Origin of the sequence: Nocardia grenadensis NBRC 108939, from assembly GCF_001613445.1 — a bacterium.
Lineage (GTDB): Bacteria > Actinomycetota > Actinomycetes > Mycobacteriales > Mycobacteriaceae > Nocardia > Nocardia grenadensis.
The window spans coordinates 192,391-211,753 of record NZ_BDCJ01000001.1 but is presented as its reverse complement, the minus strand read 5'-3'; the positions used below and the strand labels follow the sequence as shown (position 1 = coordinate 211,753).

Annotated in this window: 19 protein-coding genes; 12 read left to right on the top strand and 7 right to left on the bottom strand. The window is 68.4% G+C overall.

All coding sequences use genetic code 11. The features are described from left to right. Nucleotides 1–48: 48 nt before the first annotated feature. Complete coding sequence (locus NGR01S_RS01020) at nt 49–1,584, bottom strand: AIM24 family protein (RefSeq protein ID WP_063034229.1); 1,536 nt, start codon at nt 1,582–1,584, stop codon at nt 49–51. Nucleotides 1,585–1,905: 321 nt separating this feature from the next. Here NGR01S_RS01020 and NGR01S_RS01015 point away from each other — a divergent pair, with 321 nt between their 5' ends. The 8 genes from NGR01S_RS01015 (at nt 1,906) to NGR01S_RS32775 (ending at nt 9,354) form a co-directional block, all read left to right on the top strand. Then, nucleotides 1,906–2,256 carry a hypothetical protein gene (locus NGR01S_RS01015; RefSeq protein WP_030520619.1) on the top strand — a complete coding sequence of 117 codons (351 nt, stop codon included), beginning with the start codon at nt 1,906–1,908 and terminating at the stop codon, nt 2,254–2,256. A gap of 654 nt (nt 2,257–2,910) precedes the next feature. Further along, nucleotides 2,911–3,897: a phytoene/squalene synthase family protein gene (locus NGR01S_RS01010; RefSeq protein ID WP_063034228.1), complete on the top strand. Its 987-nt coding sequence runs from the start codon at nt 2,911–2,913 to the stop codon at nt 3,895–3,897. A gap of 405 nt (nt 3,898–4,302) precedes the next feature. Then, nucleotides 4,303–5,613 (top strand): glycosyltransferase, encoded by a 1,311-nt coding sequence (locus NGR01S_RS01005; protein ID WP_084480263.1) that lies wholly within the window; start codon nt 4,303–4,305, stop codon nt 5,611–5,613. Nucleotides 5,614–5,743: 130 nt separating this feature from the next. Then, nucleotides 5,744–6,094 carry a lycopene cyclase domain-containing protein gene (locus tag NGR01S_RS01000; protein WP_063034227.1) on the top strand — a complete coding sequence of 117 codons (351 nt, stop codon included), beginning with the start codon at nt 5,744–5,746 and terminating at the stop codon, nt 6,092–6,094. Continuing rightward, nucleotides 6,091–6,423, top strand: coding sequence for a lycopene cyclase domain-containing protein (locus NGR01S_RS00995; protein WP_063034226.1), 333 nt, complete (start codon nt 6,091–6,093; stop codon nt 6,421–6,423). The genes NGR01S_RS01000 and NGR01S_RS00995 overlap by 4 nt, the downstream gene beginning before the upstream one ends. A gap of 71 nt (nt 6,424–6,494) precedes the next feature. Further along, on the top strand, nt 6,495–8,000 hold the full coding sequence (locus tag NGR01S_RS00990; protein WP_063034225.1) for an FAD-dependent oxidoreductase: 1,506 nt from the start codon (nt 6,495–6,497) through the stop codon (nt 7,998–8,000). Nucleotides 8,001–8,005: 5 nt separating this feature from the next. Beyond that, on the top strand, nt 8,006–9,022 hold the full coding sequence (locus tag NGR01S_RS00985; RefSeq protein ID WP_063034224.1) for a DUF5914 domain-containing protein: 1,017 nt from the start codon (nt 8,006–8,008) through the stop codon (nt 9,020–9,022). Continuing rightward, nucleotides 9,019–9,354 (top strand): SDR family oxidoreductase, encoded by a 336-nt coding sequence (locus NGR01S_RS32775; protein ID WP_084480262.1) that lies wholly within the window; start codon nt 9,019–9,021, stop codon nt 9,352–9,354. Before NGR01S_RS00985 ends, NGR01S_RS32775 begins: the two co-directional genes overlap by 4 nt. Nucleotides 9,355–9,367: 13 nt before the next feature. Here the strand turns inward: NGR01S_RS32775 and NGR01S_RS00975 are convergent, their stop codons facing one another. The 3 genes from NGR01S_RS00975 to NGR01S_RS00965 form a co-directional block, all read right to left on the bottom strand. Further along, a complete protein-coding gene (locus NGR01S_RS00975) occupies nt 9,368–10,558 on the bottom strand; it encodes a cation:proton antiporter (protein WP_063034222.1) in 1,191 nt (396 codons plus the stop codon). A 10-nt stretch (nt 10,559–10,568) separates the two neighbouring features. Continuing rightward, on the bottom strand, nt 10,569–11,051 hold the full coding sequence (locus NGR01S_RS00970; RefSeq protein WP_063034221.1) for a cation:proton antiporter regulatory subunit: 483 nt from the start codon (nt 11,049–11,051) through the stop codon (nt 10,569–10,571). Nucleotides 11,052–11,189: 138 nt separating this feature from the next. Continuing rightward, complete coding sequence (locus NGR01S_RS00965) at nt 11,190–12,041, bottom strand: bifunctional 5,10-methylenetetrahydrofolate dehydrogenase/5,10-methenyltetrahydrofolate cyclohydrolase (protein WP_063034220.1); 852 nt, start codon at nt 12,039–12,041, stop codon at nt 11,190–11,192. A gap of 263 nt (nt 12,042–12,304) precedes the next feature. Here NGR01S_RS00965 and NGR01S_RS00960 point away from each other — a divergent pair, with 263 nt between their 5' ends. After that, nucleotides 12,305–13,183 carry a YdcF family protein gene (locus NGR01S_RS00960; protein ID WP_245664373.1) on the top strand — a complete coding sequence of 293 codons (879 nt, stop codon included), beginning with the start codon at nt 12,305–12,307 and terminating at the stop codon, nt 13,181–13,183. A 77-nt stretch (nt 13,184–13,260) separates the two neighbouring features. On the opposite strand, the gene galT is transcribed toward NGR01S_RS00960, so the two are convergent. Then, nucleotides 13,261–14,382: a galactose-1-phosphate uridylyltransferase gene (galT, locus tag NGR01S_RS00955; protein WP_063034218.1), complete on the bottom strand. Its 1,122-nt coding sequence runs from the start codon at nt 14,380–14,382 to the stop codon at nt 13,261–13,263. A gap of 134 nt (nt 14,383–14,516) precedes the next feature. On the opposite strand from galT, the gene NGR01S_RS00950 reads away from it, so the two are divergent. Both NGR01S_RS00950 and NGR01S_RS00945 read left to right on the top strand, forming a co-directional pair. Next, entirely contained in the window at nt 14,517–15,143 is a 627-nt protein-coding gene (locus NGR01S_RS00950) for an NUDIX hydrolase (protein ID WP_084480272.1), read from the top strand. A 57-nt stretch (nt 15,144–15,200) separates the two neighbouring features. Then, nucleotides 15,201–16,007, top strand: a complete 807-nt coding sequence (locus NGR01S_RS00945; RefSeq protein WP_063034216.1) for a putative protein N(5)-glutamine methyltransferase — start codon at nt 15,201–15,203, stop codon at nt 16,005–16,007. Here NGR01S_RS00945 and NGR01S_RS00940 read toward each other — a convergent pair. Further along, the gene (locus tag NGR01S_RS00940; protein WP_063034215.1) at nt 15,991–16,818 is read right to left on the bottom strand and encodes an SDR family NAD(P)-dependent oxidoreductase; all 828 of its coding nucleotides are present in this window, start codon (nt 16,816–16,818) and stop codon (nt 15,991–15,993) included. The genes NGR01S_RS00945 and NGR01S_RS00940 overlap by 17 nt on opposite strands. A gap of 42 nt (nt 16,819–16,860) precedes the next feature. Beyond that, complete coding sequence (locus NGR01S_RS00935; RefSeq protein ID WP_063034214.1) at nt 16,861–18,432, bottom strand: succinic semialdehyde dehydrogenase; 1,572 nt, start codon at nt 18,430–18,432, stop codon at nt 16,861–16,863. Nucleotides 18,433–18,612: 180 nt separating this feature from the next. Between NGR01S_RS00935 and NGR01S_RS00930 the strand changes: the two genes are divergently transcribed. Beyond that, on the top strand, nt 18,613–19,320 hold the full coding sequence (locus tag NGR01S_RS00930; protein ID WP_063034213.1) for a TetR/AcrR family transcriptional regulator: 708 nt from the start codon (nt 18,613–18,615) through the stop codon (nt 19,318–19,320). The last annotated feature ends 43 nt before the right edge of the window (nt 19,321–19,363 follow it).

Below are 19,363 nucleotides of genomic sequence, written 5' to 3'. Positions count from 1 at the left end.
ATCACCATAGGACGTCGATACCATACCGGCGCCGCGGCGGCGGTGAGGCTACCCGAGCAGACCGCCCAGCAGGCCGCCGCTCTGCCCGGCCTCCTGCCCGCCCCCGGTCCCGCCGATCATGCCGCCGGGCGGCAACTCCGAGGGCTGCACGATCACGAAACCGCGGCCGGCGAACGCCAGGGTCATGCCCTCCCCGGTGCTACGGCCGATGAGCCGGCCCAGCCCGAAGGAGTCATTGCGTTTCACACTCGTCTGCAGGCTCGACGACCAGGCGATGGCCGCCTGCGGATCGGCATAGGTGGGCTGATCGACATTCAGTACGACCGGGCCGCCGTGGCTGGTGATGGCGATCCGGCCGCGGCCGGTGAACACGCAGTTGAACAGGCCCGCGTTACTGGCGTACCCCGCCGCGCCCTGCACCATCCGGATGTCGTAGCCCAGAGTGGGATCGAAGGCGAGCACATTGGACCCGTTGATGGTGAGCCCGTCGGTGCCGTCCAGATCGATGATGTGCACATCGGCCGCCCCGTTGGCGACGAACAGATCACCGCGCCCGGACACCTTCATCAGCGGCACGCCCTCGCCGGTGAGCCGCTGCTGGATCGCCCGGCCGATCCCGCCGGAACCGAGCGCCTGGAAATTCAGATCCCCCTGGTAGGCGACCATGGATCCGGAACGGACCAGCGTTTCGCCGTTCACGCCGACCTTGATCATCTTGCTGCCCTGCTTCTGGATGCCCATCCCGGACACTTCGGCATGACGCGGGTCGAACAGCTCGCTGTGCATCGGCTGAGCTCCTTGCTGGGAAGGATATGCGGGAGGCTGGTGCGCGGGGGCGGGCGGCGCCGGATGGGCCGGCCCGGATGAATACGGCTGCGACGACGGATAACCGGCGGCCGGCGGCGCGGCGGGGTACCAGGGCGGCGGGCCGGGGTGCTGCGGGTACTGCGGCGCCTGGTACAACGGCGCCTGGTGCTGCGGAGCCGGATATTGCGAAGCCGAATAATGTTGCGCCGAAGCAGGGTTGGCGACCACGGTGGGATCGGTACGGGACGCGGGCGGTACGGGCGGGGCCGGCGGAACCGGCTCGTCGTCGACGTTCACCCCGAAGTCGGTGGCAATACCCGCCAGACCGTTGTCGTACCCCTGCCCGACAGCGCGTACCTTCCACGCGCCCGCCCGTCGATAGATCTCCACGCAGACCACTGCCGTCTCGGCGCTCAGCTTCGACACCGCGAAGGTGAGCGTGCCCTGCTGCCCGGTCACCGTCGCGGTGAGCGACCCCACCGACCCGAAGGTGGGTGGCCCGCTGCCGTCCAGGCTCGCGGTGACCACCACCCGCTCGATATCGCCGGGCAGGCCCGGCGTCTGCACGTCGACGACATCGCCGGCGCCCCGCCCATGCCGGTAGGTCACCCCCGGCCCGGCGGGCTGGTTGAAGAATACGAAATCGCCGTCGGACCTGACCTTTCCGTCCGCGGCGAGCAGTAGCGCCGACACATCCACCGCCGCGGAACAGGTCACCGTCACCGTCAGCCGATCACCCGGCGCGGGCCGGTTCTCCCCCGGAGCGAGCGCGGTCACCTCGTATCACCCCGACCCGATACGTACCGGACCGGGTACCCGCCGACCCCGCGGGTGGCCCGGCCCCCGGCCGCCCACCCAGCTGACTTCTGTTCCACACCGACGAGTGTGACCGATAGCGCCCGCGCCGCGCCACCGCAGTATTCGACACGCCGCCGGCGAGCACGCCACCTGCGACGAAACGCCACCGCGCTCAGCGACGATGTCTCCGGTGAACCGCCGACGAACCTGAGAATTTTCACAGCCGCAGCACAGCCAACGGCCAGGCCACGGCGGCATCCTGGAATCGGACGAGCGGAACTCGGCATCAGGGAGGAACCCATGGTGGACTTCGAGATCACCGGCACCACCGTCACTGTCCACGTCCGCGGCGCACACCGAGTGCTGTCGCTGTGCGACCACATCACCTTCGATCTCACCAATATCGTGGCCGTCGAACCGGCCGAAATCGACCGCCGTCCCCCCTGGGTGCGCGCCCCTGGCGTGTTCTTTCCCGGCGCGATCGCCGCGGGCACCTTCCGCGGCAAGGGCCGGAAAGAATACTGGGACACCCTCTTCGGTGGTAACGCCGTCCGCATCGACCTGCGCGGACACGATTACACCCGCCTGGTCGTCGACGTCGACGATGTCGGCACCGCGATCGGTTCCCTCCGCCACGCCGCCGCAGCCTGAGGGCGGCCCACGGATCCGCCGATCGACCTCCTCGCCGCGGGGCCGATCGGCGGACCGGCTTCTTCGGCGCCGCGGGCTCGACGGGGGTGTAGCCCGCGATTCGAAGTAGATGAACGAAGCGTACGGATGTGGCGCCCGAGCAGGCTTACCACCGCGGCCGGTCGCCGATCTGGCGAAGACCGGCCCCATACGCTCCATAGACGAGGCGGGCTCGACCATCGATGCAGGCCCACCCGCGCGCCCTGCCCGCCGCGTCACCCGCGCCCGACGCACCCAACCTCGCCACGGGTCGATCGACTGGGACCGCGATGTGCCTGCCTACGTCGACGGTCCACCAGCCACCGTGAACCAGCGGCTGCCCCTCCCCTGATCGGCACCCGGATCCTGCACACGCCCGCTCCGGCGGACTGGACCCGCCAGGGTATAATCACCGACACTCCGTTCGCGTTGGCGCGCCCCTTTCGCAGGTAGGACCGCTGCGTCCGGCCACTATGATCCGCGGCCCGGACGATGTCGTCCTCGCCGACGGCTCCACCGCGCCCGGAGTCGGAATCCCCCGGTGCTGATCTCTTGGGCGCCTGGCAGCCGACCGTATCACCGGTCCCCGCTTCACATACATATGCCCGCCCCGGTCCTCCAGCAAAGGCTGACGCCATGACCAGGAAAGAACTCGACGCCGCCCACATCCACGACCCGGCACTGCGCCGCTCCTACCGCGCATGCCGCGACCTCAACGCCCGACACGGGAAAACGTTCTTCCTCGCCACCCGCCTACTCGCCCCCGACCAGCGCCCCGCCATCCACGCCCTCTACGGATTCGCCCGCCGCGCCGACGATATCCTCGACGCCCCTGGGCCCGACCTCGATATGAAGGAACGCACCGCACGACTGGAGACCCTGGTCCACCGATTTCGCCACCACGACGTCGACGCCGACCCGGCTCTTGCCGCAGTCGCACATACCGCGGACATCTATCAACTGCCCTCGGAACTGTTCGAAGCCTTCTTCGAGTCCATGCGAATGGACCTGTCGATCACCGACTACCCCGACCGTGCCGCCCTGGACCGCTACGTCCACGGGTCGGCCGAAGTGATCGGTCTTCAGGTGCTGCCGATACTCGGCACCATCGCCCCGCGCGACGAAGCCGCCCCGTTCGCGGCGGCGCTCGGATATGCGTTCCAGCTGACCAACTTCCTTCGGGATATCGACGAAGATCTCGCTCGGGGCCGGATCTATCTCCCCGCCGACGAACTCGCTGTCTACGGCGTGGACCGTGAATTGTTGCACTGGTGTCGCGACCACCGCCGGACCGACCCGAGGCTGCGGCGCGCCCTGGCCCACCAGCATGCGCTGACCCGCGCCCGATATCGATACGCCCACCGTGGAATCGCGTTGCTCGAACCTCGCTCCCGGCCGTGTGTCGCCACTGCGCTGACCCTGTACTCGGAGATACTCGACCGGGTCGAAGACAGCGACTTCGCCGTGTTCGGCCGGCGCGCCCGCGTCCCACTGCCCCGACGCATCACGGTCGGAACAACCGGACTGGTTACCGCCTGGTGTACACGACACACCTCCGCCCGGCCCCGACGTCACCGCGGCTCCGCACCGCAACCGGTCGCCGACCCTGTCGGTCCTCGATGACCGGCCCCGCCGCGATCCGCGGGTGCCGACCGGTAACCGCCCACCCGGCCGTACCGCGCACGAATCTCGGTTCGAGTCCGTCGCCACCGTCGACGCAGCAGCGGTTTTGTCGTACACGCTTGCGCCGACCACGGCGGCGCGTCGTATCGGTCATCTCATCGAGTTCTGAAATACTTCCCGACCGGACAGTCCGGGCAACGGCCGGTGGATCCGGCAGCGCTTCCGGTCGGACGGTCTCCATAGGTGTGAGTCATCTGCGGCACACGCCGCAGTCGGTGGGTGCGTTGGTGGCCGAACGTTCGCGCGGACGCCCTGTCCGGGCGGCCGCATACGGTCTGGCCGAACCGGTGCGTCCGAAATCTGCATCACGCCTGCATCGAGGATGATCAGCAAAGGAATTACTGCATGGCACGGTATCTGTTTGCTGCAACTCCGATCCCGGGGCACGTCGGGCCCATGCTGGCCTTGGCAGTGGAGTTACAGCGCCGCGGCCACGAGGTGCGATTTCTGACCGGTGCGTTGTTCCGTGACACCGTCACGTCACAGGGAATCGAGTGTTCCGATCAGACGATCGAGGCGCCGGTGATATCGGCCGGTCATCGCCGCGCCGAGGCGGCCGGTCTGCTCGGCCGATGGCGCACCGGATGCGCGGAATTGTATTCGTGTTACCTCGACCCCCTCGTCGGACAGTTCCGTGCGGTCACCACCGAGCTGACACGCGCAGCTGTCGACGCCGTGTTCGTCGACGTGATGTTCACCGGCGCCATACCGTTGTTGTCGCCCGGATCCGCTCCGCGTCCTCCGGTCCTGTGCTGCGGAGTCGTTCCGTTGATGCTGTCGAGCGCGGACACCACACCGTTCGGTATGGGATGGCAGCCGCGGCCGAATCGTGACCACACAGCGATGAACTGGTTTGTCCAGCACCTGATGTTCCGTGGTGCTCAGCAACGACTCGATGCGATTCTGCGCGGGCTCGCTCTCGGGCCCGCCCCGAAGTTCGTGCTCGATTGGCCCGTTCTGGCAGACCGGCTACTCCAATTCACGGTGCCCGGCTTCGAGTATCCGCGCAGCGATCTGCCACCGACAGTGGTATTCACAGGGCCGATACCGATCGAGAGTTCCCAGGCGATACCGCAACCGGGCTGGAGCGGTGTGCTGTCCGATGCGAAAACCGTTGTGCACGTGACTCAGGGGACGTGGGACAACGGTGACCTCGGCCAACTGCTGCGGCCCACACTCGAGGCGCTGGGCGGGCGAGCAGATACTGTGGTCGTGGCGTGCACCGGTGGCTCGCGGGACCCGCTCGGGTCGATCCCGGCCAATACCTACGTCACCGATTTCCTCCCCTACTCTCATCTGCTCCCGCACGTCGACGTGATGATCACCAACGGTGGGTACGGCGGCGTGCAAGAAGCTCTCCGGCACGGGGTACCGCTGATCGTCGCCGGTGACAATGCCGACAAACCGGAAGTCGCCGCACGGGTCGCATACACGGGAACGGGAATCGATCTGGGCACGGCACGCCCCCGGCCCGGGGCCGTGGCGGCGGCGGTCGACCGGATACTGGACAACAACGAATATCGTTGCGGGGCTGCTCGTTTGGCGCGTGAGATCGCGGAGACATCGCCGCTGGACATCATCTCGGATGTCCTCGCCGAACTCGGCGCGGATGGGGCCGGGCCGGATCTCCGCTCGACACGCAGGCGAATACGCTGATGAACACAGCACCCACGGGCCTCCCGCCCCGATTCGACCACCTGCCGGCAGCACGGTCACACCCTGGTGTGACCGGCCCCACCACCGCAGTCCGCAATCGACGAACCGCGCGCACCGCTGAGGAGATCGCATGGATCGCTGGCATTACCTGCTCGCGTTACTGGCCTGTCTCGCATCGACGGCGCCACTGGAGTTCTTCGGCGCCGGTGTGTATCGGCGGCCGCGGTTGCTGCTGGGGGCATTGTGGCCGGCCGCAGCATTGTTCATCGTGTGGGATCTGGTAGCGATCGCCGCGGGTGTGTGGGGCTTCGACGACCGCTATATCCTCGGGGTGTTCTTGCCCGGTGCGATGCCGCTGGAAGAGTTCCTGTTCTTTCTCGTCGTGCCGATCTGCGCCCTGCTCACCTTCGTCGCCGTGCAGACGCTGCTCGCGAGGTGGCACCGCCTGGTCGACAACGTCGGGAACGCGGCCGGGCGATGAACTTCACCGGAGTCGGATACACCCTGCCCGCTGTTGCCGCCGTGATCGTGGTGTGTGTCGCCGAGCCGGCGCTGCTGCGTACCGGGCTGTTCCGTCGGCCGGCCTACTGGCTGACGATGCTCATCGTCCTCGGCTTCCAGATCCTGGTGGACGGATGGCTCACCAAGCGCGACGCCTCGGTCGTGGTGTACAACCCAGACCACATTCTCCGGCTCCGGTTTCCGTGGAACATTCCGGTGGAAGATTTCCTGTTCGGATTCGCCCTGGTAACCGCGGTCCTACTGGGCTGGGAACACACACGACAGCGACAGACAGGCGCACAGTCGTGACCGCGGGGAGCCTGGGAGGCGGGCGCGACCGGCGACGCGTGCATCTCCCGCCGCCACCGGGCCATCACGATATGAGCCGTCACGGCTCACCACCCCGAGTGGTCGTCGTCGGCGGCGGGATCGCGGGCCTGGCTGCCGCGACAGGTCTGGCCGAGCGTGGCTGCCACGTCGATGTCGTCGAACGGGAGCGTTATCTGGGCGGGCGCGTGGGCGGGTGGAGCGAACGCCTCGCCGACGGCACCACCGTGGGCATGAATCGCGGCTTCCACGCCTTCTTCGCCCAGTACTACAACCTGCGGAAGTTGCTGATGCGCAGCGATACTGCGCTGGGACGGCTGCGCCGGCTGGCGGACTATCCACTGGTCGACGCATACGGCCGCCAAGACACCTTCCGCGGGTTACCGCACACCCCGCCCTGGAATGCGCTGGCATTCGCGCTGCGCAGCCCCACCTTCCGGCTCCGCGACCTCGTTCGGATGAACGCGCGCGCCGCAGCGCCGCTGGCCGCGGTGTCGGTGCCCGATATCTACGCCCGGCTCGATCACCTCGACGCGGAGACGTTTCTGCGCGATATCAATTTTCCGGCGGCCGCGCGGCATCTGGCGTTCGAGGTGTTCTCCCGGAGCTTCTTCATCGATCCGCAGCGGATGTCCGCCGCCGAGTTGGCGCTGATGTTCCACATCTACTTCCTCGGTTCCAGCGAGGGGCTCGTCTTCGACGTCGCGCGGGATAATTTCGACGTGGCTCTGTGGGCGCCGCTGGCGGAGTACTTGAGCGGGCCGGCCACGTCGGCGCGGCCCGGCACCGTCGAATTTCGTCTGGGCGTCGCCGTCGACCGCATCGACACCGAAGGCGACGGATTCCGGCTGGCCGACAGCACCGGAGCGACCTCGCGAGCCGATGCGGTGGTGCTCGCCACCGATATCGCCGGGCTCCGTCGTATCGTCGCGGCATCACCGACGCTCGGGGACGACCCGTGGCGCGCCCGAGTGGCCGGGCTGGCCCCCGCCCCGGCATTCGCGGTGCATCGGCTCTGGCTGGATCGTCCGGTGGGTGCCGAGCGAGCGTGTTTCCTCGGCACCGGCGGTTCGCCACCGCTCGACAACATCAGCGTGCTGGACCGTTATGAGCGACAGGCCACGGACTGGGCCGGTAGTACGGCCGGCAGTGTTGTCGAACTGCACGCCTACGCGGTGGCCGATACGACACCACCGCCACGAGCTCGGGCCGAACTGCGCGACCGGTTGCTGATGCGGCTGCACTCGATATACCCCGAGACCGCGGCAGCGAATATCGTCGGGGAAACCATGTTGTGGCGCCAGGATTGCCCCCGTTTCTCCCCGGGGGATTTCGCCACTCGTCCGGGCATCACCACTCCGCATGCACGGCTGGCCCTGGCCGGGGACGGCATCCGGGTCGATCTCCCGGTGGCGTTGATGGAACGGGCCGCGACGACCGGCTGGATGGCGGCCAACACCGTCCTGCGCCAATGGGGCGCTGCCGGGCATGACCTGTACACGGTTCCCGTTCGCGGGCGCTCGGCATTACTACGCGCCCTCGCTACTCGCGAAAGGTAACGGCAATGAGCCCTCGCTCCGACTCCGCCGGGAGGTGGCCGCAGAACTCACCCCTGCGGCGGTTCTCACCGGAGAAGTGGTCGCGGCAGCAACCGACCTACCGCGACGCCGATCCCGGCTTGATCGAGGCCGCACTGCGTTTCTCGCAACAGCGCCCTTCGGGTAACTGGTACGCCGTCGCCGCAAGTAGGGCGATCCGCCGCGGCCGCCCCTACGGTGCCCGGGTCAGTGGCCAGGAGATAGTGGTCTGGCGCGACGACGCGGGCAACCTGCACGCAGGCCCCGGCACCTGTCCCCATCTGGGTGCATCGCTGACGACCGCGCAGGTCGACGACAACGCGCTGATCTGCCGCTGGCACGGTCTGCGGGTGGGCGAGGTGAGCAGCAGCTCCCGGTGGCATTGCTATCCGAGTTTCGACGACGGGGTGCTGGCCTGGGTGCGATTGGATTCACTCGGGGCAGATACGCCCACCGACGCGCCGATCATCGGTCCACGCCCCGCCGACTCCACTGTCCACGCGGTGACTCGGCTGGTAGGGGTGTGTGAACCCCGCGATATCATCGCCAACCGGCTCGATCCATGGCACGGCGCCTGGTTCCATCCCTATTCGTTCGCTCGCCTGGAGGTGACGCGAACTCCTCCGCGCGAAGGGATCACCGAAAACAATCACCAGTTCCTGGTCGACGTGACATTCCGGGTGACCCGACGGCTCGGCGTGCCGGTTCGCGCCGAGTTCAGTTGCCCGGATCCACGCACCATCGTCATGCGCATCGTGGACGGTGAAGGGTCGGGCAGCGTTGTCGAAACACACGCCACGCCCCTCGGCACCGATTCCGGGGGCCGCGCGCGCACCGCGGTCGTGGAAGCGACCATCGCCACTTCCGAACGACCGGGATTCCGGCATGTACACCGAGTGCTGCCACTGGTGCGCCCGCTGCTGGATCGGACGGCGGCCCGGCTGTGGCGCGACGACATGGCCTACGCCGAGCGCCGGTACCTGCTCCGTACTCATGGAATATGAGACAGCGACTTCTCGGGTCTGCACTCTACGATCGAACCACGGCAGGGAACTGGTACGCCCCGGCCATTGTGTCCGAGCACGGCCGACCGGTGTGGACGTGCGAGTTACGGTCGCAACGTTTGGAACCAGACGCGGTCCAGCCCGGCGTCATCGCCACTGCGCTCACCGAAATGCCCATTGACGGACGGCAGTTCCTGGAGAACGAACATCCGCTCGAGCGGTTCGGCCGGGCCGACGAGGTCGCCGCGGTGGCCGCATTCCTGCTCTCCGCGGAGACCTCGTTCATCACGAGGGCCCGATATCTGGTCGACGGCAGCTACACCGCCCTCTGATCCAGTCCCGGCTTTACTCGTCGGCGGTATCGAGTTCCGGTTTCGGCTGCCGCGTGATGATCCGCAGCACCGGCTCCACCACGCGTGCCACGATCGGGCCGATCGAGGCCATCAGCAGCACGTAAGTCGTGGCGAGAGCGGCGAATTCGTCGGGCACCGCACCCGCGGCCACCGCCAGGCCGGCGATGACGATGGAGAACTCGCCGCGCGCCACCAGTGCCGCACCGGCGCGGGCGCGGCCCAGCCGCGAGGAGCCGGCGTGCGCGGCGGCCCACCAACCGGTGGCGATCTTGGTGACCGTGGTGATCACCGCGAGCAGCACCGCCCATGCCAGTACCGGCGGGATACTGCGCGGATCGGTGGTCAGACCGAAGAGTACGAAGAACATGGCGGCGAACAGATCTCGCAGCGGTTCCAGGATCTTGGTCGCGCTGTGCGCGGTCGTATCGGAGATCGCGATCCCGAGCAGGAACGCCCCGACCGCCGCCGACACCTGCAGCGCGGAGGCGACCCCGGCCACCAGCAGCGCCGAGCCGAGCAGTTTGAGTAGGAAGATCTCGCGATCGTCACTGGCCACCACCGCGGAAACGTATTTACCGTAGCGGAGCGCGACCACGAGGACGACGGTCACCGCGAGCAGGGCGATACCCAGCGATTGCAGGCCCGCCACGAAACCGAGGCCCGCCAGTACCGCGGTCAGTACCGGCAGATAGGCGGCCATCGCGAGATCCTCGAAGACCAGGATCGACAGGATCACCGGGGTTTCCCGGTTACCGAGCCGGCCCAGATCGTTCAGTACCTTCGCGATGATCCCGGACGACGAGATATAGGTGACGCCGGCCATGGCCAGCGCCCCGGTGGGGCCCAGTCCGAGGAGCAAGGCGACCACCACACCGGGCGTGGTGTTCAGGACCAGGTCCAGCAGGCCGGCCATCCAGGATCTGCGCATCCCGGTGAACAATTCGGCCGCACTGTATTCGAGACCCAGCAGCAACAACAGCAGGACCACGCCGATCTCGCTGGCGAGATGGATGAACTCCCCGACCTCGTGTAGTTCGAAGAAACCTCCTTCCCCGAACACCAGTCCACCCACCAGATACAACGGAATAGGGGACATGCCGATCCGGGCTGCGATGCGTCCGAGCACTCCGAGCCCGAAGAACACCGCCCCCAGCTGGATCATCGCCAGCGTGGTCGCATTCATCGCTACAGGTTCAGCCGTCTTTCAAGATATCCGCGGCGCTGTCCAGCCCCTCCGAGGTGCCCACCACGATCAACACATCACCACCAGTGAACACGAAGTCCGGCCCCGGGGCCGGCATCGCCTGGCCGGCCCGCATGACCGCCACGATGGAGGTCTTGGTCCGGGTGCGCATCCGTGTTTCACCCAGGGTCCGCCCGTCGTAGGGCGAGTTCTCACTGACCGGCAACTGCCGGGTGTTCACGCCGTCCATGTCCCGATGCTCGTTGCGCAGCTGCCCCACCAGCTGCGGGGCGCCCAGGAGATTGGCCAGGGTGCCCGCCTCGGCCTCGGTCATCGGAATCTGGGTGGTGGCGTCGGGATCGCCGATCCTGGTGAAGATCAGATCGATCGTCCCGTCCTTGTGATCGACGACCCCGATCCGCCGGCGTACAGCGGTAAGCGGAAAATCCTTGCGGACGCCTATTCCCGGCAAGGGTGTCACTTCGACGTTCACGATGTCACCTTAACTCGACTGCGAGTGCGGCCCGATAGCCGCACACACACTAGCGCTACCCCGTGGGGCCCGGTCCCGAACCTCCACGACAGCCCGGACAGCAGCGGCAGCGCCTTCGACAGCAGTTTACGGCGCGGATCACCGCGCCCGTTCGGCGGCGAGCACGACATGGCGCATGAGCAGCGCGGTCGTCACCGGGCCCACCCCGCCCGGCACCGGGCTCAGCCCGCCCGCGATACCCCGGACCGACTCCGCGTCGACGTCACCGACGATCTTCCCGTCGGCGTCCTCATTGGTGCCGACATCGATCACCACAGCCCCCTCCCCCACATTCGCGCCGGTCACCAGCCCGATCCGGCCCGCGGCGGCGACGACCACATCGGCCGCCGCGGTCACCCGGGGCAGGTTCGTGGTGCGGGAATGGCAGATCGTGACCGTCGCGTTCTCCGCCAGCAACAGCTGTGCCAGTGGCTTGCCGACGACATTCGACCGCCCCACCACGGCCACATGCCGACCGGCCAGTTCGATACCGTGGTGTTTCAGCAACTCCACCACCGCTTCGGCGGTGGCCGGGGCGAACCCGGCCGATCCGGCGGTGAGCAGTCCGAGCGACAGCGGGCTCACCCCGTCGACATCCTTGGTGGCCACGATCGCCGGGGACACCTCGTCGAGCGTCACACCGCCCGGCAGCGGCGTCTGCAGCATGATGGCGTCGGTCTCGGGGTCGGCGCTGCGCACGGCGAGTTCGGTGCGCAGCGTGTCGACGGAGGCGTCCGCACCGAGATCGACCGTATCGCAGTCGATTCCGCGATTGGCGGCCGATTTCTTCAGGGAGTTCACGTACCAGGCACTGGCCGGATCGGCGTTGGCGACGACCAGCGCCAGCCGCGGGGCCCGGCCCACCTGCTCGGTCAGGGCCCGCGCCCGCGCGGTGGTGTCGGCGTTGATGGCGGCGGCGAGATCTTTCCCGGTCAGCGATGCGGTATCCACGGATGTTCACCCTAACGGTCGGGGCCCGAGAGCACCCCACCCGCAACCCCGCAGACCGCCGGACGTTAGTGTGTCGATGGCACCGATGCGCCCCGCGCAGCTGTAGCCAGGGGTTTCATGGGACATGTCCCCCATCGGACAGCCGCAAATACCGGGTTCCGGCCGACACCGGACCTATGGTGGGTTGCCACGTACCGCACCCGAATTTCATCGAACGAATCATCTGCGAGAACCCCGCTCCCCCGTGGAAAGGTGTCGCCGTAGTGCACAGTCGAAGAGGTTTGCCGTATCTGGTGGCGGCCGCGGCCGCCGCGACGAGTATCACGCTCGCCGGATTCGCCGGCGCGCCGGCCCAGGCCAGCCCTGATACAGACGCCCTGTACAACTCCGCTCAGCGCCATTTCACCGACGGCGATTCCGTCGCCGGCCGGGCCGCGCTGCACGATCTGATCGGGCGGGATCCCACCGATGCCGAGGCGCTGTCCCTGCAGGCGATCTGGTCCCATTACGCGGGTGATATCCCGGCCCTGCACGATGCGATGGGCCGCCTGCGCGCGGTCGACGGCGCTATGGCCGCGGGCACCGAGGGCGTCCTGAACGCGGTCGGCGCGGGCATCGCCACCCTCCCCAATCCCCTTCCGGCGCTGGTCGGACCGCAGACCGGCATCGTGGTCTTCGGTTTCGGGCTGCTGCCCGACGGCACCCCCCGTCCCGAGCTGGTCGAACGCCTGCAGGCCGCCTGGCTGCAGGCCATCGCCTCACCGCTCTCGCCGATCGTGGTCAGCGGCAACAATCCGAGCAACGGCATCACCGAGGCCCAGGCCATGGCCGACTGGCTGGTGGGGCGCGGTATCCCGGCCAACCGTATCCATGTGGAGAACCGGGCGGGTTCCACGGTGCAGAACGCGCTGTTCAGCGCCGATATTCTGCACAGGGTGGGCGCCCACAGCGCGGTGGCGGTGACCTCACCGAACCATATCCGGCGCGCGGTGGCGGATCTGTATGTCGCCGGTATCCCGGTGGTGGGTGCCACCACCTCGCTGAACCAGCTGGTCTCGCAGTTACCGCCGCCGAGCAAGCAGGCCCAGTACAGCATCTATCTCGATGCGACTCGGACCTTCCGGCTCAGTACCAGCCGCTGACGCCCTTCCCCGCGTCCGGCCGACCGGCCGGGCGCGGGGAAGGGAGAACACGGAACCGCCGCACACCGTGCGAGCGCTCAGCCGGAGGCCACGGCCGCCCGGATCCGGGCCGCCGCCGCGTCGGGCGGGATATCGGCGATGAACGCGCCCATCGCCGACTCGGAACCGGCCAGGTATTTGATCTTGTCCGCGCCGCGCCGGATCGAGGTCAGCTGTAGATGCAGGCGGACGGTATCGCGTCCGGTGTGTACGGGCGCCTGATGCCACGCGGCGATATAGGGGGTCGGATCGTCGTAGAGGGCGTCGATCCCGCGCAGCAGGCGCAGGTACAGGGTGGCGAGTTCGTCGCGTTCCGCCTCGTCGGTGGCTGCGAAATCCGGGATCTGCCGGTGTGGGAGCAGATGCACCTCGATCGGCCACCGGGCCGCGAACGGAACGAACGCCGTCCACCGCTCCCCGGCCAGGACGACGCGCCCGCCCGCGCGTTCACCGTCCAGGATGCGCTGGAACAGGTCCGGACCCAGTCGTCGCACGGAATCGAGCACCCGGGCGGTCCGCGGTGTCACGTAGGGGTAGGCGTAGATCTGGCCGTGCGGATGCGGCAGGGTGACGCCGATGGCTTCGCCGCGGTTCTCGAACGGGAACACCTGCTCGACCCCGGGCAGCGCGGACAGTTCGGCGGTGCGATCGGCCCAGGCCTCGATCACCGTACGGGCCCGGCCCGGGGTGAGATCGCCGAACGAACCCTCGGGCGCCGGACTGAAGCACACGACTTCGCAGCGTCCGACCGCCACCCGTTCCCGGTCGAACCCCAGGGCGGCCATATCGTCGGCTCCGGCCGGGACCGGCGGGATACCGGCCGGCTCGTTCGCCAGCGCGGGGCCGAAGGACGGGGATCGGTTCTCGAAGACGGCGACGTCATACCGGTCGGGTATCTCGGACGGGTTGCCCGGGGTCTGCGGGGCGAGCGGGTCACGATCGGCCGGTGGTAGCACCACCCGGCTCTGCCGGGCCGCGGCGATGGAGATCCATTCGCCGGTGAGGACATCCTGGCGCATCACCGCGGTCGGCGGTCTGGGTTCCAGGCGGCGGGTGTCGATCCGGCGTTCGGGGCCGAGCCGGGTATCGGCGTCGTCGTAGTAGATGAGATCCCGGCCGTCGGCCAGTTTCGCGGTGCGCTTCACGATGCGGCTGGGCACTCGTTCACGATAACGAGCCGCGAACGGTCGCCGACCTTCCGTGTCGCCCGGCGGGTCGGCCACGGTGGCGCGGCGCGGTGGGCCGAAGGTCGCGGGCCGGTCGGCCCCGTCCCCGATACGGCAGTATGGGTGCTGTGGACCAATCGGCGGTATCGGTGGATGTCGTGGCGTTGCGGTTCTGGGCCGACGACGCCGCGGTCACCTTCGGAATTGCGGCACGCCCGCACGAGCCCTTCACCGGGCACGTCGCTTTGCCCGGCGTCCTGCTGGGACGCGGCGAACGCCTCGCCGAGGCGGCGCGCCGGGCCGTACACACGAAACTCGGTGTCCCCGACGGCGCCATCGGCCCGGTCGGGCAACTGGTAACCTTCGACGAGCCCAATCGCGACCCCCGCGGGCCTACGCTGTCCATCGTCATGTGGGCGGTGACCGCAGCGCACGACGGGCCCGCGCAGTGGGTGTCGTTCGACGGCGCCCCGGCACTGGCCTTCGATCACGACAGCATCGTGGTCGCGGCGCGCGGTCTGCTGTCGGCACTGCTCTGGAAGGATCTGTCGCTGACCCGGAGCCTGCTCGGAGACGAGTTCCCGGCGACCCGCGCGGTCGACCTCGCCACCTCCGTGCTGGGCGCCCGGCCCGATGCGGCGAATCTCAACCGCACGCTCGCAGGTATGCCGGGACTGCACAAGACCGACGAGCGCCGCCGCACCAAGGCCACCGGCCGGCCGGCCGCTGTCTGGTCCTTCACCGCCGACCGGTAGCGGGCCACGCCCGCTATTTCCGGTGCGCACCGCGGGCGGAGCCGACAGACTGTGCCCATGACCGCTTTCGATACCGCCGAGATCACCCGGCGGCTCCGTGCCGCCGGCTGCGTGTTCGCGGAAGAGGAAACGCGGTTACTGCGCGAAGCGGCGGCCTCCGATGCGGAACTGGCAGGCCTGCTGGACCGCCGCGTCGCGGGCACTCCACTGGAGCATCTGCTCGGGTGGGTGCGGTTCCGCGGCCTTCGGATCGGCGTCCGGGACGGCGTGTTCGTGCCGCGACAGCGCTCGGCCCTGCTCGTCGACGAGGCGCTGGAGCTGGCCACCACGCACCCGGTACGCACGGTGGTCGACCTGTGCTGTGGCTCGGGAGCCCTGGGCCTGGCCCTGCTCACCGGCCTCGGCCGGCGGCCGGTGGAATTGGTGGCCGCCGATATCGACCCGGTCGCGGTGGCCTGCGCCCGCGACAATCTCGCGGCGGTCGGCGGCCGCGTCCACCAGGGCGATCTCTTCGACGCGCTACCGGAAGAACTGCGCGGCCGGATCGATATCCTGCTCGCCAACACCCCGTATGTACCGTCGGGCCTGATCGCGCGGCTGCCACCGGAGGCGCGCGATCACGAACCCCAGGTCGCCCTCGACGGCGGACCCGACGGCCTGGCGCTGGCCCGGCGCACCGCGGCGGCAGCGGCCGGATGGCTGGCGCCGGGCGGGAGTCTGCTGATCGAGATAGGTGTGGATCAGATGCCGGCCGCCAGAGAACTGCTCACCACCGGCGGGCTCACCGCCCGGATCGTGCGCTCCCCGGATCTCGACGCCACCGTGGCCGTGGGCCGTCGTCCGACGGCTACTTCCGGCCGGTGAACTCGTCCATCGAGTGGTAGACGCCGACGGTGTTCAGGAACAGATCGCGCAGTTTGAGCGGCAGCACACCGGACAGCACCTTGTTCAGGCGCGAGGTCCACGGCAGGATCACCACCGGCGTGCCCTTCTTCATCGCGGTCCAGGAGGTGTCGACGACCTTGTGCTGGTCCAGGATGGGGGTGAGCCAGAAACCCTTGGCACCCTCGAACATTCCGGTGTCGATATAGGTCGGGCATACGGTGGTGACCTTGACATGGCCGTGACCGGCCTGTTCGAGTTCGATTCGCACCGAATCCGACCAGCCCAGCGCCGCCCATTTCGATGCCGCGTACACACTCATCCGTGGGTTGTGGACCAGCCCGGCCGAGGAGGAGATGGTGAGCACCCGGGCCTCGGTGGTCCCGGCGACCATCGCCGGCAGGAATTCCAGGGTCACATACATCGGCGCCAGCGAGTTGATCGCCATGGTCTTGTCGATATCGTTGCGGTCCTCGGTCTCCCAGAAGTAGGTGTTCCCGCGGACGATCCCGGCATTGTTCACCAGGACATCGATATCTCCGACAGCGACCCGCACCGCGGCCGCGGCCGTATTGACCGCGTCGCTGTCGGAGATATCGACGGTGTAGGTGTGCACGGTCCCCCCGGCCGCGGTCAGTTCGGCCGCGGTCTCGCGCAGCGCGGTGGCGTTGATATCCCAGAGCACCACGGCGGCGGCGCCTTCGCGCACCGCCCGGGCGGCGAAGAGTTTGCCCAGGCCCATGGCGGCGCCGGTAATCAGCACCTTCTTACCGGCCACCGTATCCAGTTTCATCGCTTTCGGATCCTTGTCGTCGCAGTCAGCTGAGGAAGTGGCCTACTTCTGGCGCAGCGTCTTCATGACCCGGAAGTAGAGTGTCATGGTCTTCGCCCACATCGCCTCCGACATCCCCGGCAACGGCGCGATCGGCAGCATCCGCTGCACCGCGATGGTCTGGGTGTCGACGTACTTCAGCAGCCCCTCCGGGCCGTGCCGGCGGCCGGTTCCGGAGATGCCCATCCCACCCGACGGCGCGTCGGCACTGCCCCACGCGGCGATGAAACCCTCGTTCACGTTCACCGAGCCCGCGTTGATCCGCGCGGCGAATTCCCGGCCGCGGGCGGCGCTGCGGGTCCAGACACTGGCATTGAGCCCGTAGGGGGTGTCGTTGGCCTGGGCCACGGCCTCGTCGTCGGTGGCCACCTTGTAGATCGAGACGACCGGGCCGAAGGTCTCCTCGCGGTAGACCGTCATCTCGGCGGTGACATCGGTGAGCACGGTGGGTTCGTAGAAGTACGGACCGAGGTCGGGGCGGTGGACACCGCCGGCGAGCACGGTCGCGCCCTTGGCGACGGCGTCGTCCACGTGGGCGCGGACCGTATCGAGTTGCCGCGGGAAGGTCAGCGATCCCATATCGGTGGAGTAGTCCAGCGGCGAGCCCAGCTTCAATGCCTTCACCGCCGTGACGAATTCGGCCACGAAGCGATCATGGACGGCCTCGTGGACATAGATACGTTCCATGGATTCGCAGAGCTGACCGGCGGAGGCGAAACTGGCCCGGACCGCGGTGCGGGCGGCCGCGACGGGGTCGGCGTCCGACAGCACCAGCAGCGGGTTCTTGCCACCGAGTTCGAGTGAGCAACCGATGAGGCGCTCGCCGGCCTGGCGGCCGATGGTGCGTCCGGTGGCGCTGGAACCGGTGTAGTCGACATAATCGGCCCGGTCGATCACCTCGCCGCCGATCACCGAGCCGCGGCCCAGCACAATCTGCCAGAGGTCTTCCGGGAGCCCGGCGCGGACCGCCGCGTCCACCGCCCACAGCGCGGTGAGCGCGGTTTGGTTGTCCGGGCGGCCGACCACCGCGTTCCCGGCGACCAGGGCGGGCAGCACATCGGAGACGGCCAGCGCGAGGGGGTAGTTCCACGGCGAGATCACCGCGACCACGCCCTTGGCCCGCTGATGCACCTGCACATCGGTGAGCACCGGCAGCACGCCGCGCGGATTGCGGCGCGCGAGCAGTTTGGGTGCGGTGGCGGCGTAGTACCGGGAGTTGACCGCGACATCGCCGACCTCGTCGAAGGCGTGCGCCCGGGACTTACCCGTTTCGGTCTGGACGATATCGAGGATGGTGTCCTGTTCGGCCAGCACCAGATCGTGGAAACGCCGTAGCACCGCGGCCCGGTCGCGGACCGGAACCTTCGCCCACCGCCGCTGCGCGGTACGTGCGCGGTCGAACGCGGCCTCGATATCGGCGACCGAGGACTGCGGGAGTTCGGCGATCCGTTCCCCAGTGGCCGGCGCGTGCACCGTGACAGCCGGGGCGCCACCGGCTGCGGCCCGCGCGAGCAGCGGTTTCACCAGATCCGGGGTCAGTGCGCCGGTGGCGGTGGGACGCTGGGCGGTCGTCATGGTCGGCGTTCTCCTGGACGTTCGCGCGCCGCGGCCGCAGAACCACAGCGGAAATGATTAATTGAACAGCGGTGTTAGGGTAATCCTCGTGCCGTACGCCGTGTCAAGGGCTCCGTTCCCCACAACAGTCCGGAACCACCGCAGGCTGTGGGATCTCACAGACCCACCGGAAGCCGCGGCATGAGCGCCCCGGACACCGAACGGGCGCCACGGCGCGGCCGGCCACCGCAGACGCCGGAACAGGCCGATCAGGTGCGCGCCCGGATCGTGCGGGCCACCGCCGAGGTGTTCACCCGCAACGGCTCCCGCGGTTCGAGCGTCGCGCAGATCATCGAACAGGCGGGACTGTCGCGCCCGACCTTCTACCGCTACTTCGCCAACGCCACCGAACCGCTCAATGTGGTTCTCGATGTCTCCAACGCCGAGCTCGTCGGTGGAATAGGGGCCGCCCTCGAGGCGTCCGGCGAGGGCGTGGATCTCGGGATCCGGCTCATCGACGCCTATCTCGACTGGGCGCGCGGGCACGGCCCCATGCTGCGGCCATTGTTCGCCGAACTCCATGATCCGGGGTCGCCGGTGTCGGAGTACCGCAACAACGCGTTGGACGGCATCCGCGCGATCGTCCGCACCAAGTTCGCCGAACTGGACCGCCCGGTTCCCGCGCCTCTCGATCTCGACGCGGCGCTGCACGTGTGCGAATACGTGGTCTACCGGATATCGGCCGCGGCCGAACCGGGCAGCGAACCGGATCCGGACACCGTGGCCGCGGCCCGGCTGACCATGATCCGCGTGGTACTCGCCACCCTCGGCAACACCGGCGATGTGCAGTACGCGATGAGCCTGCCCGGTATCTTCCCGGCGGCGCCGGCGGACTCCCCCGGCCACTGACCGCGACGCCACAAGGCGGCCACTCACCAGACGCACGCCACCG